At 70.2% G+C, this 16,468-nt stretch carries 10 protein-coding genes and 1 pseudogene; 4 read left to right on the top strand and 7 right to left on the bottom strand.

Annotated elements, in window-relative coordinates; translation table 11 throughout:
- Positions 1-649 precede the first annotated feature (649 nt).
- Complete coding sequence (locus NBX02_RS22545; protein ID WP_250281540.1) at positions 650-973, top strand: hypothetical protein; 324 nt, start codon at positions 650-652, stop codon at positions 971-973.
- Between the two features lie 600 nt (positions 974-1,573).
- On the opposite strand, the gene NBX02_RS22540 is transcribed toward NBX02_RS22545, so the two are convergent.
- Positions 1,574-2,890 carry a hypothetical protein gene (locus NBX02_RS22540; protein ID WP_250293060.1) on the bottom strand — a complete coding sequence of 439 codons (1,317 nt, stop codon included), beginning with the start codon at positions 2,888-2,890 and terminating at the stop codon, positions 1,574-1,576.
- 346 nt (positions 2,891-3,236) lie between these two features.
- Between NBX02_RS22540 and NBX02_RS22535 the strand changes: the two genes are divergently transcribed.
- The 3 genes from NBX02_RS22535 to NBX02_RS22525 all read left to right on the top strand — a co-directional run bounded on the left by NBX02_RS22535 (position 3,237) and on the right by NBX02_RS22525 (position 8,596).
- Positions 3,237-4,457, top strand: a complete 1,221-nt coding sequence (locus NBX02_RS22535; protein ID WP_250293058.1) for a hypothetical protein — start codon at positions 3,237-3,239, stop codon at positions 4,455-4,457.
- Positions 4,454-6,352: a serine/threonine-protein kinase gene (locus tag NBX02_RS22530; protein WP_250293055.1), complete on the top strand. Its 1,899-nt coding sequence runs from the start codon at positions 4,454-4,456 to the stop codon at positions 6,350-6,352. Before NBX02_RS22535 ends, NBX02_RS22530 begins: the two co-directional genes overlap by 4 nt.
- Before the next feature lie 675 nt (positions 6,353-7,027).
- Positions 7,028-8,596, top strand: a complete 1,569-nt coding sequence (locus tag NBX02_RS22525) for a hypothetical protein (protein ID WP_250293051.1) — start codon at positions 7,028-7,030, stop codon at positions 8,594-8,596.
- A gap of 24 nt (positions 8,597-8,620) precedes the next feature.
- Here NBX02_RS22525 and NBX02_RS22520 read toward each other — a convergent pair whose 3' ends face one another.
- From NBX02_RS22520 to NBX02_RS22495, 6 genes and pseudogenes are all read right to left on the bottom strand, one after another.
- Positions 8,621-10,384 (bottom strand): conjugal transfer protein TraC, encoded by a 1,764-nt coding sequence (locus NBX02_RS22520; protein ID WP_250293048.1) that lies wholly within the window; start codon positions 10,382-10,384, stop codon positions 8,621-8,623.
- Positions 10,381-11,883 (bottom strand): SCO6880 family protein, encoded by a 1,503-nt coding sequence (locus NBX02_RS22515; RefSeq protein ID WP_250293045.1) that lies wholly within the window; start codon positions 11,881-11,883, stop codon positions 10,381-10,383. Before NBX02_RS22515 ends, NBX02_RS22520 begins: the two co-directional genes overlap by 4 nt.
- Before the next feature lie 7 nt (positions 11,884-11,890).
- Positions 11,891-13,105: a hypothetical protein gene (locus NBX02_RS22510; RefSeq protein ID WP_445548588.1), complete on the bottom strand. Its 1,215-nt coding sequence runs from the start codon at positions 13,103-13,105 to the stop codon at positions 11,891-11,893.
- A gap of 137 nt (positions 13,106-13,242) precedes the next feature.
- Positions 13,243-14,052 carry a hypothetical protein gene (locus tag NBX02_RS22505; protein WP_250293042.1) on the bottom strand — a complete coding sequence of 270 codons (810 nt, stop codon included), beginning with the start codon at positions 14,050-14,052 and terminating at the stop codon, positions 13,243-13,245.
- A gap of 82 nt (positions 14,053-14,134) precedes the next feature.
- Complete coding sequence (locus NBX02_RS22500) at positions 14,135-14,563, bottom strand: DUF6112 family protein (RefSeq protein ID WP_250293039.1); 429 nt, start codon at positions 14,561-14,563, stop codon at positions 14,135-14,137.
- A gap of 43 nt (positions 14,564-14,606) precedes the next feature.
- Positions 14,607-16,468 (bottom strand): annotated as a pseudogene (locus NBX02_RS22495) (hypothetical protein); the annotation flags it as partial.

Below are 16,468 nucleotides of genomic sequence, written 5' to 3'. Positions count from 1 at the left end.
CACAGTGGTGGATGGGCACAGTGGTGGATGGACAGGGCGCCGGTTGCCGGACGGGGCCGTCGGGCGGGCTGATGGCCGGTCCTGGCCCGCGCCGTTGGCGCGTCAGGGCACGCCGGGGCGTCCACCGGTGAGGGGGTTTTGTCCCGGAGTGCCGGTTCGCCGGTAAACGGGCGATGTCCTGATAGGGTCGGCGATCAGACAGGCCCCGCCGGCCGGTCGTGAGCGGTTCCGCCGCCGTGCCGGTCCCAGCGGGACGGGCAGGTAACACTCCGCGCGGGTATATGTCGCCGGCCGGCCGGCATATGATCAGGGGGCCCTGTTCGGGCCGGGCCGGACTACCGGTGGCTGTCCTCCCGGGCCGGCGGGGATACCGCACCAGCTTGTTGCGTCCGGGACGGAATACCGCGTGCCGACTCCGGCCGCCGTGGTGTTCGCCGGCCGTTGTACGTTCCGGGCCGGTACAGGCGCCTCGAATCAGTCCGGCGGTGACTGGCCGGGCCGGCGCCGGCGGAATGGCTTTCCGGTACCACCGGAATCCGGCCCCGGGAATAGCGGAAAACTCGATATATGCGAATCCCGCAGGCTTGTCGTAAGCTGCTCCCAGGCCAGCCACCCGGCACTGTTCGGATCACCGGCGAAGGGTGTTGAAATGGGTAAGAGAATACTCGTCCTGGACGCCGACGGAGAACTTCTCGGTAAGTTCGCGGACACCTACACGGCACACCTGTGGAGCCATTTCAGGATTCTCGCGCCAGGTTTCGACGGCCACGTCGAGGTGTTTGACCCGCATACCCGTACATCTCTTGTGGTGGGCGCCGACGAATGCCGGAGCATCATCTGGGGCAGGGTCCAGAACACCGCGATGTCCTGCGAGGAACGGGCCGTGCCGGACGAGCCGTCGCTGTCGGAGCTGTCCGTGCGACAGTTGTCACGCCGATCCGTCACGCGCGCCTGGCTCACCGCCGGGGCCTGACCGCCGCGGTATCCGGATCCGGCTCGACCGGTGGACGGGCGGCCCGGCCGGTCCGAACGACAGCGTTCCTGAACGAAGATTTCTCGAACTGCGCCGTTCCTGAACGAAAATGTTCCTGAATGAAGGCGCTCCGGAACAATGGTGTTCCCGAGCACCGCGCAGAGCCTTGTTCCCAACTCCCCGGCCGCCGGCTGACAGTGCCCCGGCCGCCGGGTGAACCGACACCGATGGTGCCCGTTCCCCTGAATGCCTCAGGGTGCGGGGCTCCACAGGCGCGACGGAGAAACAAACGCGCTGCCGGGGGCCCTGGAGGGCCTTCCGGTGTCGGGCCGAGACGGGAGCGGCGGCGTGGGTAGCGGTGGTACACGGCCACCGCCCATCCCTTGCCCGCGCCGCCGCTCCCGTCCTTCCTTCCCGTTCTTCCCGGCGGTCCGTCTCCCGCCGCGTCGGCCGGCGTGTGCTCCCCGGCCGGCCGTTCCCGTTGTTCGGTTCCCGACGGTCGCCGCTCGCGGTTCATGCCGTCCGCCATCAGATCGTTCCACGTCGCCCGCCGCCGGCCCGCCCGCCGCCGGCCCGCCCGCCGCCGGCCTGGTACTCCGGTCAGATGCTCTGGCCGATCTGATGGCGTACCACGAGAGAGCCGGCGAGCAGGAAGAACAACATCAGGACGAACGTGTTGGACGTGCCACCGGTCGAGCTGGACAGCACCATGTCCACCTCGGAGCGTAGGACCGGACCGCAGGTCGCGGTGATCGAACGGGTTCCTGCCCGATAGGTGGCGAACTGCACGGCCGTGGAGAACTCCCCGTTCTCGTCCGCGACCGTCCGGCCGATCGTCCGGCCGTCCTCGGAGACGATGACGACGTCGGCAGCCGGCGTACAGCCGGCGCCGGTGGCGAACAGGGTGTCCCCGCCGGAGACGACCGGTTTGTCCAGCGCCAGCTGCCCGGGTAACGGGCTGGGGAGCGCCGGTGCGGGCGAGGGCGCGGGGGCGGGCTGCTGCGTGGCCGTGGGCTCCGGCCTGACCGGCACGCAGCGGTCGGACGCGTCCCGCACGGATCCGGCCGGGCAGGGAGGCGGTGGCTGCGGGCACTGCTGCCCGGCGGGCACCAACAGGCCGCCGGGGCAGGAGACCGACGGCCGTGGGCAGACGCCGCCCTGGCCCGGTGGCGTCCCGCCAGGACAGGTCTCCCCGGGCCGCGGCGGCGGGCACGGCTGCCCGGCCGTCACCGTCACCCCGCCGGCGCAGGTCTCGCGCTGCGGTGGGCACTGCTGCCCGGCGGCGGCCGTGCTGCCGTCCCAGCAGGTTGTCGGTGGCGGCGGGCACTGCTGCCGGCTGCGGGCGGTGGAGCCGTCCGGGCAGGTCACGGGGACCGGCTGGCAGACCCCGTCCGTGCCGCGTTGCTGGCCGGCCGGGCACGGCGGGTAGCGGCAGGTGCCGTTCGCGTCCCGTTCCTGGCCGGTGGGGCATGGCGGGTAGCCGCAGACGCCGTCCGCGTTGCGTTGTTGCCCGGCCGGGCACGGCGGATAGCGGCAGGTCCCGTCATCGCCGCGTTGCTGGCCCTCGGGACATGGTGGGTAGCCGCAGGTGTTGTCCTTACCGCGTTGCTGCCCTTCGGGGCATGGCGGGTAGCCGCAGACACCGTTCGAGTTGCGTTCCTGGCCTGCCGGGCAGGGCGGATAGTCGCAGATCCCCTTCGCGTCGCGTTGTTGCCCTTCGGGGCATGGCGGATAGTCGCAGACGCCGTCCGAGTTGCGCTGCTGGCCGGTGGGACACGGCTGCGGTGCGCATTCCCGCCCGCCGGGCACCACGGAACCGTCCGGGCACAGGCAGCCGTCCGGAGTCCCCTCGGGGCAGGCGGTGGGGCTTGGCGCGGGCGCACTGCTGCTCGGAGCGGCCACGACGGCCATGGTCATGGGGATCGGTCTCGTACCCGTGGCGGGTGCGGCGGCCGCCGTGGGCCCGGCCGTGGACCCCGCGCCGAGTATGCCGAGCAGAATCACCGACGGCAGGATGGCCGTCAGGATGGTCCTGACGCCCGCTCGGCGTAAGACCGGACAAGAAAAGCGCATGACGCCCCCCGACCGCGAACGGAGCGGCGACGTGTCGTGTACTGGACAGCATGTCCAGCCGCAGCCCCGTTCCCGGGATGACAGTAACATCGACGTCACAACAGAAAGTGGATTCCCGGGGGGCGTTGTGGCTGTTGTCGTGGAGCCGACGCGGCGAGCCGCGAGGCCACTCACCGCTTTGGTGATCATGATGCTGACGGTCCTGGTCCTGTTACCTGCCCCGGCCATGGCCGCGGCCGGCGACGGGCCGAGGGGCCCCGCCGGCGGCATCGTCGCCGCGGGCAGCGGGGGCCTTCAGCTCGACGCGGTGGTCAACGAGGTCTCCGTGACCGGGCGGCGGATCGTGCTCGATCCGGAGCGGCCCACCCGCGTTCTTGTCACGGTCCGTAACAACCGGAACGAGCTCGCCCAGATACGGTCGATCCGTGTCAGCGGATCGGCGCTGGGCCTGACCTTCTTCGTCTTCGACACCGCCGTGCGGATGGACGTACCGGCCGGCGCCTCGCTGGCCTGGAGCGTCGACGTCGACATGGCGGAGCTGCGCGGACAGGCGACCGGACTGCTGCCCATGTCCGTCACTCTCCGTGATGCGAAGCGTGACGTCCTCGCCTCGGCCGAGGGGATCGCCGACATCCGCGGCACGCTGGTCTGCACATACGGCATGTTCGGGCTGGGCCTGCTGATCGTCACGGCCCTGCTGTGGGCTGCCGCGCTGATCGCGCTCGCGCGCCGTCGTCTTCCCCGCAACCGGTGGCGGCGGGCCGTCCGGTTCGCGCCCGCCGGGTGTGGGGCCGGCTTCGTCGCGATCGTCAGCCTGTCGGCGTTGCGGGTGACAGCACCGTCGACATCGTCCAACCTGACCTTCATCGCGGCAGCCGCGGGGCTCGGCTTCCTGCTGGGGTACCTCACACCCACCCCGGTCCCCACCCCGACGCAGGCCGGCACACCGGCCCTCGCGCCTGTGGCGGCCGCCGACCCGGCCACGGGCCCATCCGCGGTGACCACAGCCGCGGCCAGGCAGACACCGTCCCCAGCCGGTGGTTCCGCGGGCGGCCCCCCGGGCAGCGGCGAGAGCCGGGCCCCGGGCCCGACAGCCCCGTCGCGGCCTGTCATCGTCCGGCCGCAGCCGCCGGGCGTGGAGGTGGATGGGCGCGGGTATGAAAGGCAATCGCCGCCCCGGCCCGCCGTCCGGCCGCAGCCGCCGGACGTGGAGGTGGACGGGCACGGGAAGCCGTGGCAGCCACCGCCCCGGCCCGCCGCCCGGCCGCAGCCGCCGGACGTGGAGGTGGACGGGCACGGGCACGGGCACGAAAAGCCGTGGCAGCCGCCCGCGCGGTTCTTCGACGAGGAGACCGACCCCTCCATCACCCGCCGCGCTGACTGGCATCCGCGTCAGGACGACTCCTCGTGACGATCAACCCGTCCGTGTCCGATCCGTCCGTGGCCCCACGGGCGCTGGTGGCCGCCCTGCCGCGGTACAGGCTGGGCGGGGAACTCGGCCGTGGCGGGTTCGGTGTCGTCTACGCGGCCCGGGATCCACGGCTCGACCGGGCGGTCGCCATCAAGCACCTGCCGAACCGGATCGCCGCCGACCCGCAGATGCGGCTGCGGTTCAACGAGGAAGGACGGGCCCTGGCCCGGCTGAGCCACCTGCACATCGTCACGGTCTACGAGTACGCGGACGAAGAGGTGACCGTCGACGCCACGGGCACGCCGGAACGGGTCTGCGCGCTGGTGCTCGAACACCTCCCCGGGGGGACGCTCGCGGAGCGTTTCCGCCGCATCGGGCTGACCATGGAACAGTCCTGCGCGGCCGTACTCGCCGTTCTCTCCGCGGTGCAGGCCGCCCACGACCAGGGCCTGCTGCACCGCGACATCAAACCCGGCAACGTGATGTTCGACGGTCGCGGCACTGTCAAGGTGACCGACTTCGGGCTGGCCCGGGTCATCGGCGGGGAGACCACCCTCGCATCCCGGGACGGCCGGTTCGTGATCGCGGGCACGCCCGGGTACATGTCCCCGGAACAGTCCCGGGGCGACTACCTGGACGTCCGCACCGACATCTATTCGGCCACGGCGATGCTGTACTACCTGCTCGCCGGACACCTGCCCTACCCGACCGACGGCGGATTCCACCAGTTCCGGGCACGCCAGGACACCGCTGAGCCGCCGTCGCCCGGCGGCGAGGTGCCGCCCGGGCTCACCTGGCTTCTCATGCGTGGGCTGGCCCGGGATCCCGAGCGCAGGCCGGCGAGCGCCGAACAGCTCGCGGAGTCCGTCGCGGCCGCCGCGTCCGAGGCGTTCGGGCCCGGCTGGCTGGAGCGGTCGGGGCTGGCCGTACGGGACATCTCCCCGGCGGTGCGGACGGCCCTGGAAGCGTCGGCCCGGCGCGGCCCGTCCGGCCGTGGTGAGGAGTCCGTGCTGGTGACCGACCTGGTGCCGGCGCCATCCGGCATGCCCGCGGGCCGGCCGTCACCGGAGGCTGTCGATCTTGACTATGCCTCCCTCGTGCCGGTGCCGGAACTGTCGGCCACCGGCCGGCAGCCAGGTCGGGCGCACCGCCATCGCCCGCCGTCGGTGCCGGGGCCGGGGCCGCTCCGGCAGCTGGCTGGTATCGCGCTGGCCGCGGCCGTGCTGATGGTGCTGATCGCCGTGCTGTGGCCATCCCCCCAACCGGCCGTCCCCACCGGCCCCGCCGCGGCCGAGGGCATTCAGGTGGCCGGGGCCACCCCGCCCGCGGCCGCGCGGGTCGACCTGGCCGAGCCAGTGGAGATCAGCGGCACGGCAGTGGCCCCCGGAACCGTGACGGTGCTCCTGCGGCTGTCCGCGGCGGGCATCCCACTGGGCACCGCGACCGGCGGCCCGGTGACGGTGAACGCCGGCGAGCCCTGGCGGACAGACGTCACCGCCCCGCCGCTGACCCGGTGGATTGCCGGTGGAGCCGTCCACGGGCAGGTGCGGCTGGATCGGGCGGGCAGGAGCAGCGTCCAGGAGGTGACGATCGAGCCGAGGCAGGTACCGCTGGCCAGCGCCATGGGCGCCGGCGGTGTGCTGGCTGCCCTGTTCGCGCTCGCCTACCTGGAGTCGACCCGCCGGCTGCTGCGCGACGGCTCTCGCCAGAGAGCCGCGATGTTCGCCGCGGGGGCTCTCGGAGCGGTCCTCGGGTTCGGCGTGTGGCTGTCCGCTGCCACGCTGAGCCGACACGTCCCGGTTGCCGCCACCGGCGTCTGCTGTGTCCTGCTCGGCGCGGCCGCCACCACAGCCGCGGCTGCCGCCAGCCGTTCACGAGCCAGAGCTGGAGGCTGACGCGGGGCTGCCCGGGGCTCTGCCGGGCCGGACCCCAACCCGCCAGCAGCGCGGCACCCAGCACGCGGGGCGCCGGCTGAGGCTTCCCCACGGCGGCCGGGTGCGGGCTCGCACCGGCTGTGTCGCAACATCACAGATGGTGCTTGATGGTAGGTTGGCCTACCATATCGACCTTGGTGGCGCAAAGTCGATGTGAACGTTACGATCGCGGTCGTCAGAAGGTGGAGCTGCAATCCATGAAGCCAGATGTCCGGTTCTGAGCACCCCGGTTCTGAACTCGCCCGACGGCTGTTCGTCCCCGCCGAGCGGTGGGGCTGGGAATATGTCGACCCCGGCGTCAACCCGCACCCCCACCGCGACCATCCACCTGTCTGGAACGAACCACCCCCACCGGATCTTAAAAAAGACGAAGACGACCTTGCAAAGCGTACGCGACATCTTCCTAGGAATTTGATTCTCCCTCTTATTCTTCTGATATTTAGTATCAAATACGAGATTTTTGGTAAAAATAGGGCATTTTTTTGGCTTCCAATCTCGCTATTTCTGACAACAGTTCTTTTTTATCGAGTAGTGAGTCTTAAAAGAAAAATTAATCAAGCGAAGGTTGAATGGCATAGGCATCGTGATGCCGAGTGGGAGAGGTATCAGGCCGCTACCGCCGGCTGGCGGGCGGCGGTGGAAAGTCACGAGGCCGCTGACCGTGCCCGGCGGGAGACGGTGCCGTTGTTCCATCCGCTGGCGCCCCGGTCGGCAGCGAGCCGGGTCGACGTTTTCGGTGGCACTCGTGACGGCTGGGCGGGCCTGCTGGCGACCGTTGGCTCCTCGGCGCTTGCTTCCGGTGGCGGCATTCTCCTGCTCGATTTCAGTGAGCGCGGAGTCGGCGGTGGTCTGGCCCAGCTCGCGGTCGACGCGGGATGCCCGGTCACGGTAGACGATCTTCCCGCTGATATCGGCGGGCTGGGACTGTTGCACGGTGCGGATCCCGAGGACGCCGCCGAGCTTCTCGCGGATGCCGTCGACGTGGGACGTGGCGGGGGTGCTGATCCGACGCTCCGGGTGCTCGACGCCGAGATACTCGCGGCTGTCGCCACCCGGCTGGAACCACCTCTGACCTTCAGCCGGCTTGCCGCCGGCCTGCGCGTGCTGGAGGGGAACGAGCGGAACGACGGTCCGGGCCTCCTGTCGTCCGCGGAGCGGAACGCCGTCGCCGACCGGGCGGGCGGGTGGCGAGAAAATGAAAGAACCCAGCGGGAAATCCACTACCTGCGGGCCTCCCTGGAGCGGTTGGCCGGCCGGGAGGAAACGGCACCGGCTACCACACCGCGGCCGTGGTGGCCGGTGCCCGGGCTGCGCATCATAGCGACATCGAGCCATGACACGTCGGCCACCCGTAAGGAATTCGCCGACAGGGTGCTGTTCCACATCGTCCTGCACCAGCTCCGCCGCCGCCGTGGTGACGCTTCCCATGACATTCTGGTGGTTGCCGGCGGGGACCGGATGGGACTGCCCGCGCTGGAGGGCATGGCCCGGTACGCGGCCAACGCCGGCATACGTCTGGTGAATCTTTTCGAGCATCTGGGAGAGGGCACCGAACGTCTGATCGGCGCGGGCGACAGCGCCACCCTCGTCATGCGGCTGGGGAACGCCAGGGAGGCCGAGAGGGCGGCCGAGTTCGTCGGCCGTGGGCACAAGTTCGTCTTCTCCCAGGTCACCCGGCAGGTCGGCAGCAGCCTCACCACGGGGGCGTCCAGCAGCACGGGGGGGAGCGTCTCGGTCTCCGAGACCGAGAGCCGCGGCGGTTCGCGCGGGAGGGCTGGAAAATCAAGCAGCTGGAGCCGGTCGGTCACGGTATCCCAGTCGGCGTTCTGGGAGAGCACCGAAAGCCTGTCGGTCACTGATTCCCATCAGGACGGTGCGGTTCTGCAGCGGGTCTATGAGTTCAGCGTCGAGCCGACGCAGATCCAGCAGCTCCCGCCGACGGCTTTCGTGCTGGTCGACTCGTCGTTGGGTGACCGCCGGGCGGCACTCGGCGACTGCAATCCCGGTATCGTTCTCCTGCCCAGGGTGGCCTCCACCGCCCGCCCGGCCGTGCCGCCGGTGGCCCAGCAGGGGCTGCCGCCCGGCCAGGGGACGCCCCTCCCGATCGACGGGCCGGATGTTCCGCCGGCTTCCCCTCCCGGCGGCCCAGGTGGCCAGCCCGAGACGATCGACCCGTTCCGGCCGTGGAGCCCGGGGAACGGGTAGCGCGATCATGCGGCCCGCGGCCGGCTAGATCTCCCGGGACAGCGGGCCATAGGGAAAGGTGTCCATCATTTCTTCGGCGGAGAACTCGTCCTGACCGGCTGGCGGGGCGTCGACGGCGAAGCCGCCCGTCCCGTACCGGGCACCACGCTCGGCATAGTGGCCGGCGTCGGGACCGTAGCCAGCGTAATCCGCGTACTCACCGTCGTCGGTGGCATCGTACTCAGCCCGGTCGCGGTAGTCGTAGCCGTCCAGCACGACGGGGTCGAGATCATCCGGGACGAGGTTGATGTTGTCGACCTCGCCGTGCATCTTCGATCCGTTGAGAACGACCGGGATCTCCAGGTCGCCGACGACGTGCTCGACGTAGAACGCGCGGTTCCCGATCAGCCACAACGCGAAACCGGGGTCCAGCCGGGGCAGCATGTCCGAGGCTACGTCGGTGAGGTCCAGCGCCCGCTGCGTGTCCGGGATCTGGTCGGACGCCTGCTTGTACAGAATGCGGATCGCGGTCTCGGCGAGCAGGCCCTTGGCCACCTCGACGGAGTCCGGGGACGCCGAGAGCAGGTCGGAGATCCGGTGCGCGACGATCGCGTTCGCGCATCCCCACTGGCGGGCGAGCTTCTGCTGGGCGGACAGCCGCCGGACCAGGCCGGCGAAGCGCATCAGCCGCCAGCACTCGTCGTAGACGACGTAGCGCTGGACGCCGTCCTGGCGCATCAGCGCGGCTTCCATCCACGCCTGCGCACACGTCATGATCAGCGCGATCATCTCGTCGGAGCCCTGGACCCGCTCGAGATTGAGTACGGCGATCGGCCGGTCGAAGTCCAGTGGGGAGGTGGTCGGGCCGTCGAAGAGCCCGCCGAGCGCACCGTGGGTGAGCCGGCGCAGGGTCAGCGTCGCGTCCCGGGAGGAGTCGCGCAGTTCGGCCGCGGTCACCGGCAGCGCCGCGCAGTCGGCTTCTGACGGGTTCGTCATCGCGTCCAGGACGTGCGGCAGCAGCGGGGTCGCCTGCCGGTCGGTGGAGGCGCCGGTGATCTGCCGGGTCACGACGTCGAGGGCGAGGTCGACAGCGGTGTGCTCGGACGGGGTGAGTGGCACGCCCTTCGCGGTCTCGATCAACGAGGACAGCAGTGCCGACCGAGCCCGTTTGACCTCCCGGGACCAGTCCGCGTCCGCCATGCCCGGCGGCCGTGGCGGGGCGTCCAGCGGGTTGAGCCGGGTGGACAGGCCCGGGCCGATGTAGGTCGGCTCGCAGCCCAGCCGACGGGCCAGCCGGGTGTACTCACCTTTCGGGTCGCAGGGCACCGCCGCCTGGTAGCCGAACGCGGCCCCTCGCGAGATCAGCGTCTTGAGCAGGGACGACTTGCGTGAGCCGACCGAGCCGAAGACCGCGAAGTTGGGGTTCTCGATGACCTGCTGGCGGTAGAGCTCGAACACGTCGAAGACGAAGGAGTCGCCGGACCAGACGTGGCGGCCGATGTACATGCCGGGGGTGTCCAGCCCGGCGTCCACGACGAACGGGTAGATGCCGGCGATCTGCGCGGTCGTCTCCATGTGGGCTGGCAGGCGCAGCTTGTGGAAGGTCCGGCCGGCGTGCGGGCCGACGAGGGGCGGTGGCTGCTCGCCGCGGCGCAACGCCATCCGGGCCCGCCGGATCGCCGCCCGTTCGGCCCGGGCGGCGGCCCGTTCGCCGCGCTGTGCCTCACGTTCGGCCCGCCGCAGGTCCTTCAGCTCGCGATGGGTCTCCCGGTCGGTACCGGCCCCGCCCGACGAACGGTGCGGTGTCATGACACCCCCACGGCCAGCGGCAGAGCGGCGACGCTGAACCCCTGATCCTGTTCGCCGACCAGACGGACCATCTCCAGCCGGCTGCGGGACGCCAGCGTCTCCGCCTCGCCGCACGCATCGGCCAGGCTGTCGAGGTCGTCCGCGGAGACCGTCACGAACCCGTGGAAGCGGAAGGCGCCGAACCCGGCGATGAGCTCCTGCTCGCGGCGCTCCACCTCGGACGCTTCGGCCATGTCGCGCTGGGTGGTGACCTTACCGACCTTGTCGCGCATCTGCTGTTCACCCAGGTGTGCCATCCGGCGGCGGTTGACCGCCTTCTCGGCCTTGCGGCCGGGCATCGGCTCGACGATCAGGGAGACCGTCCGCCGGCAGGTGGTCTCCATCAGCAGCGGGGCGAGGAACGCGGCCGGGGACGGCACCCGTGGCCAGCCGTTGATCCAGTAGGTGGTGTGGAAGCCGGAGTCGGTACGATAGTGGTCCCAGCCGGCCACCGCGCGCACCGGGCCGGCGATCGCCGGGTCGACACCCGACGGCAGCCCCGCGAGCCCGCCGGCCCGGTCGGAGACCGCGCCACCGCGTGCGTCGATCATCTCGATCGAGTACGGGTCGTAGGTCGTCCGGATCACTGCGGCCAGGGCGCGCGGTGGCAGCCAGCCGACCGTGTTGATCGACGCTCTGGCCAGCGCGGCCTCCATGGTGCGCAGCTCGCCGAGCAGGACCGCGCAGGCCGCGTGGTCACCACCGCCGGCGCGTTGGATCGCCCGCCGTACGTCGCGGGCGCGCAGCTGGAACGACAGGAAGGTCTCGTGCCGCTGGGCGACCGGGCCGGCGGCGTCGATGACCTCCTGGTACGCCTCGGCCGCCCACGAGCCGTCGTGCTGCCCGCGCACCCGCCAGTGCCGTTGCAGCTGGTCCCCGGAGTCCGGCAGGGTGCGTTCCAGCCACTGCAGGCGGGACAGCCGCCCGCCGCCGACGGTCAGCCCGGCGAGCAGCTCACCCCAGGCGTCCACCCTGGCCTGCTGGTCGCCGGACTCCAGCAGCGCGAACTGGCTGCCCTGCACCTGCAGGACAGCCGTGAACGTCCCCCGCCTGGTGTCCTTGACCACCGCCACGTAACGGCCGTTGCCCACCGGCACCGACAGCATCACCAGGGACGACAGCGGCCCGGGCAGCGCGGTCCTGGACAGGTGGTCGGAGCTGTTGCCGACCCTGAACACCGCCCCGCGGAACACCGTCTCACCCATCACCTTCTGCATGGTGAAACCGAAGAGGATCGGTACCCACTGATCGAGGTTACGGTCGTCGACGCGGACGAACGCGATGAACCCCAGCGCACCGGCCAGCACGATCCATCCCGGGGCGAACATGACCGGCGAACGCAGCGCCCCGAGGACGCACAGCATCACGCCGACCATCAGGCCCAGCTGTGGCCAGCGCATACCGAGCAGGATGCCGCCACGTTCCAGCGGCCCGAACCGGTAACTGCGTTCGGCGACCACGCCCTGCTCAGCCTCCCCCGGTACGCGTGGGGTGGACGGGTGGCCTCGGCGAAGTTACCTTGGGTGATGATCCCGCGACCGGTAGCGCCCGCGGAACAACGCGGGGAGACCCCGCGGAGGCGCCGTTGGCGGCCGGTGCCGCGACCCGGCTGCCCGCGCCGGTTGCCGACCGGGTTCGTGGTGCGGGGGAGCCGACGTTCGCGTGTTCCGCGGAGCGGGCCGCGGGCCGTGCTGATTGCCCGCTGCCGGCCCGGGCGACAGGCGCGCCGACCCGTGCCGGGCTCACCCCGGCCCCGCGACGGCCGCTGGCCCGGGCCGGGACACCGGTGCCGACCGGGGCGAGGTCGCCGGTGAAGGGCCGGCCCGCGTCCACCGCCGAGCCGCTGCGCTGCCGGTTCTGCAGCCGCCCGCCGATACCCCGGAAGGTCTCCCGCGACGACGAGCCGAGCAGCGCACCGGCACCGTGGCCGAAACTCGCCGCGCCGCGCCTGCCCGCCGCGCCGATGACCTGCATGAGCTGGACGTCAGCCATCCCGATCACACGTAGCAGGACGAACGGTGAGAACACCGCGGCAGCCATGACCACGATACCGCTGAGAATGGTCAACGTCTGGTCCATACCCGACCCGGTCGCGTCACCCGCTATGCTCGCGCCCAGGGTGAAGATCGCGTAAATGACCGGCTTGGCCAGGATGAGCGCCGCGAGGATCTCCATGGCCCGCTTCATCCAGTCGCGGGTCGATATCGCCGGCTGCCCGGCCAGGTACAGCGGGATGAACACCGCAACCGCGATGATTGCTATTTTGCGGATGTAGAGAACCAGGAAGAGCGCGAACGAGAACAGCGCGACCAGCAGTGACAGAACCATGTCAAGGGCGAAGTTCCCCTGCTGGGGGAGAGTTCTGAGCTGGGCTACCAGACCTGCGCCCAGAGGCGCGCCGTCACCGAACGCCTCGGACATGCCGTCGGCAGCGGAAAGCACCATCTGCAGCAGGGTCAGCATGACGAAGGAGCCGAAAATCGCCGTCCCGGTGGACGCGAGCGAGCGGCCCAGCAGATGTGCGTCCCCCCGGATCGCTCCCGCGATGCACGCGCACATGAACAGACCCGTCACGACCAGGATGGCAACACCGAAGACGATGTTGTAGTTGTTGACGATGTAGTCCCGGTTCAGATCGATCGCGGTCTGCTGCGCGGCAAAACCGAACACAGAAGCAGACAAGTCTGCTGCCATATTCGTAAATGCGGAACCTACCGAATCCAGGAAACTGCCAGTCCCATCGGAAACGGCATTCCTAATACCAGTAAGAGGATCAATGCTTATAGCTATAATTTCTCCGCTGGCCAACGTATGAGCGCTCATTTTGCTGGCCTTCCTATGTAGATAAACCGTTCGATTCCCTCAGCTGCACGCTCGGTGAGGGATGGCCCGTTAGACCCATCTCCTGCATTTGATAGTTTCCAGTCGTCGTCTTGCCAAGTGACTGTGCAGATATCAGTACCCCAGCTTTGCTGCGGTGCAAAACTTGCTTTATTGTCGTAAGATCCAATTCCGGCGACTGACCATACTGATACTGTTACCTGGTTGGAACTAGAAGATTTTATTGAATACCCAAGAGGTCGTATATTAAGCAGCATGTCGGGGGAATTAATAGAAGTAAGGCCAAAATTTTTTGCCGTTATTGAATCTGCTGAAACTATCTGATTTGATAGCTTATCAGCAACTTCGGAAATGGAAATTGAATCGAATATTTTTTTGATCTGCGAAGCGTTGCGATTGCGTCGATCGACATATGCGGCGACGTAGTTTCCGCAGGCGCTTATGGCGCCGGCTTCTGTGTGGGGGTAGCCGACGGGGATGCCGAACTCGTTGATGTGGGTCGGCATGCCTGGTATCTGGCCGGCGGCCGGGTGCGCTGTGGGAGGCACGGTGCTGCCGCTTCCGGGTGGCGTGGTTGCGGGTATCACGGTGGGGCGCGCGGTGTTCGGCGCGGTCGCTGTCGGACGGGTGTCGACGCGTGGCGGGGGCTGCCCCTGGATGCCGACCGAGGGGGATGACGGGATCGCGTAGCGTCCGATGAGGATGCCGGCCGTCATGGTCACCGCTCCGGCTGCCACCAGGAGGCCGACGGGACGGCGCATGGGCCAGTCAGCCTGGTTGACCAACATCCCTCCCTCGGTGTGACAGCCTCGGACGCGACTACTCGCGCGACGGCAGCGGATCCATCATCCCAACATCAGCCGTCAGGTTTCACGAGAACCAGTCAGACGGGCTGTGGTGGAGGGCCTGAACAGGCTCCTGGAGGTCGATCGTTTCGATGATGGCTGGCCTGTCCAGCCCCTGCGGCTGGTTGCCGGCGCCGGACGACGCGGAGGCTCCGGTAGCGAGAAAGAAGTTGACGACGGCGGCCGTGGCACCGACGAGGAAGGCCAGCCCGAAGCCGGCGAGTACGCCGCTCTTGCCGACTGCCGAGGTGCGGTCGAGACCCATCCGCTCGCCGAGCGCCCAGGCGATTCCGCCGAGCAGCACGGAGGCCACAGCGGCGATCACCGCGTATGCGGCCAGGCCGTTGACAAGATCTTTGAGCGCGTTGATCCCAGGGGCCTTGGAGTCGTCGGGCTTGACCTCTACCTGAGCCAGGACGATCGTCGCCTGTGCGGTCACAGCATGGACGATCATCACTGTTCCCTTCTGAACTCGGTCCGGCACGCAGATCGTCGGATCATACGCCGGGAATCAAACCGCGATCTTTGGAGGTGGTGGTGGCGGCGATGGTTGTGTTGTCGCTCTCATCTTCCTCAGGAACCGTGCTGTCGGGATCGTCACAGGCGTCGACGACAGTCGCGGCCAGCCGGAGAAATGCCCGTCGGCTGCGCCACCGCACCCGGGACAGGACGATCGCTGGACGCCCGCCGGGCGGCGGCGAGCCCGGAGCGTGCCGGGGAGCGCTGTGGGCGTGGTCGGGTATCTCGTCGTCGAGTCGTGTGTCATACGGGATGCGCACCAGCGCGTCGACCCGCCGGGCCAGCTTGGCCGCGGCCGAGCGGGTCTGCGGCGACCAGCGTCCACGGCGGACCGACATCGCGGCTACGATCACCGCTGGTCGCGGGCCCGCGTGGTCGGCACGCAGGATGGCCGCGCCACGCAGGGCGGCGGCCGCTTCGGCCAGGTCGCCGGGGAGCGCCGGTACGACCAGCAGAATCACGTCCGCGTCGCTGAGCGTGATCGACGCGAACTGGCCGTCCCAGTCCAACGGGGTGTCGACGAGTACCAGCTGATACGCCTGTTCCAGGGTGCGCAGGCCGGCGGCAACCACCTGGGTGGTGGGTGGGCCCGGCATGCCGGCCGCCACCAGCGGAGCCGGCTGCGCCTCGATGTCGTCGGCGGCCGGGACGGCGCCGTTGGCGGTGGCTGCCGCCGTCTGGCCCGGCGTGGCCCGCCCAGCGGGCTGGAGATCGGGCTGGGGGGTGCCGGCGGGGTGGCAGGCGGGCAGGACGTCGAAGCCCGCGGTGGCCCGGGCCGGTGTGGCTGTCCGGCTGGTGTCACCGCCGATCAGCCAGCGGATCTCCCGGGCCGGTCGTGGAGTGCCGCCGCGGCGGGCCCGGTAGGAGATCGCGTCCGCGACCAGATCACTGAGCGTCACCGGCGGGCGCACGCCAGCGCGTTCCGCGAGTGAGGCGCCGAACTCGATACTCACGTCGGAGCCGCCGGTGGCCGTGGCGCGTTCCAGATCACCGGAGATGTCGAGGGCGACCACGGGCTCGGCGCGGATGCCGGCCAGGGTCATTCCGAGCATCGCGGTGACGGTGGTGCGTCCCGAACCGCCGATCAGCGAGGTGACCGCGATCCGCCAGGAGCCTTCCAGCGGTGTGGCGACCCGGTCGGCGAGGGACTCCCGGATGGGAATCTCCTCCCAGGGCGCCAGTTCGGTGATGTCGTCCCAGGGTTCCTGCCAGGGCCACAGCTCGCGCCCGCCGCGGGGGCCGCGTAGGGCCGGGAGCAGTGCCGACCGCCGGCCGCGTGCCGCCGGCGCGGGGTCGTCCACCGCTGACGGGAGAGCCGGCGCCGAGGAGCCGACGGCGGGTGGCTGCACGGCGGGTGGCTGTGATGACGGGCCAGGCGTTCCGGTCGGTGTGCTGGCCGAGGTGGCTGCCGGCTGCGCCGGTGGCTGGACGCCGGGCTGGGCGGCTGCCGGAGGCACCGTCGGTGTCGTCGGTGCTGTCGGTGCGGCCGCCACCCGGGGAGCGTGCGCGGACGGCCGTCCCGATGGCCGGGCCGTGGTGGCGGGACGGCTGCCGGAGCCGGTGGCGAACGGCCGTACGGGCGGCGCGTGGCCGTCACCCGGCACGGGTTCCTCGGCGGCTGTCTCCCGGGCGGCCGGGGCGGATGCCTCGGTACTGTCCGTCGTCGGTGTGGCCCGACCGGCAGGGGTGCCGGAGTGGTGGATGGCTCTCGGCCGGCCGTCGCCGGCGCGGGTGCCGGCTGCTCCGGCGCCGGGTGCACCGGTCGGCTCCGCAGCGGCGGGGACTGCCGGCGGGTGGCCGCCCGCGGCCTCCTCCACGCCGTCCGTCCGCCCCGCCCCGC

Origin of the sequence: Protofrankia sp. CiP1_Cm_nod1 (assembly GCF_920888515.1) — a bacterium.
Lineage (GTDB): Bacteria > Actinomycetota > Actinomycetes > Frankiales > Frankiaceae > Protofrankia.
The sequence above is the reverse complement of the archived record's forward strand: the minus strand, read 5'-3'. Positions and strand labels throughout refer to the sequence as shown.

Coding starts and splice junctions, on each gene's coding strand:
- NBX02_RS22545 (WP_250281540.1), top strand. CDS start 650: ATGGGTAAGAGAATACTCGTCCTGGACGCCGACGGAGAACTTCTCGGT.
- NBX02_RS22540 (WP_250293060.1), bottom strand. CDS start 2,890: ATGACCATGGCCGTCGTGGCCGCTCCGAGCAGCAGTGCGCCCGCGCCA.
- NBX02_RS22535 (WP_250293058.1), top strand. CDS start 3,237: ATGCTGACGGTCCTGGTCCTGTTACCTGCCCCGGCCATGGCCGCGGCC.
- NBX02_RS22520 (WP_250293048.1), bottom strand. CDS start 10,384: ATGACACCGCACCGTTCGTCGGGCGGGGCCGGTACCGACCGGGAGACC.
- NBX02_RS22505 (WP_250293042.1), bottom strand. CDS start 14,052: ATGTTGGTCAACCAGGCTGACTGGCCCATGCGCCGTCCCGTCGGCCTC.
- NBX02_RS22500 (WP_250293039.1), bottom strand. CDS start 14,563: ATGATCGTCCATGCTGTGACCGCACAGGCGACGATCGTCCTGGCTCAG.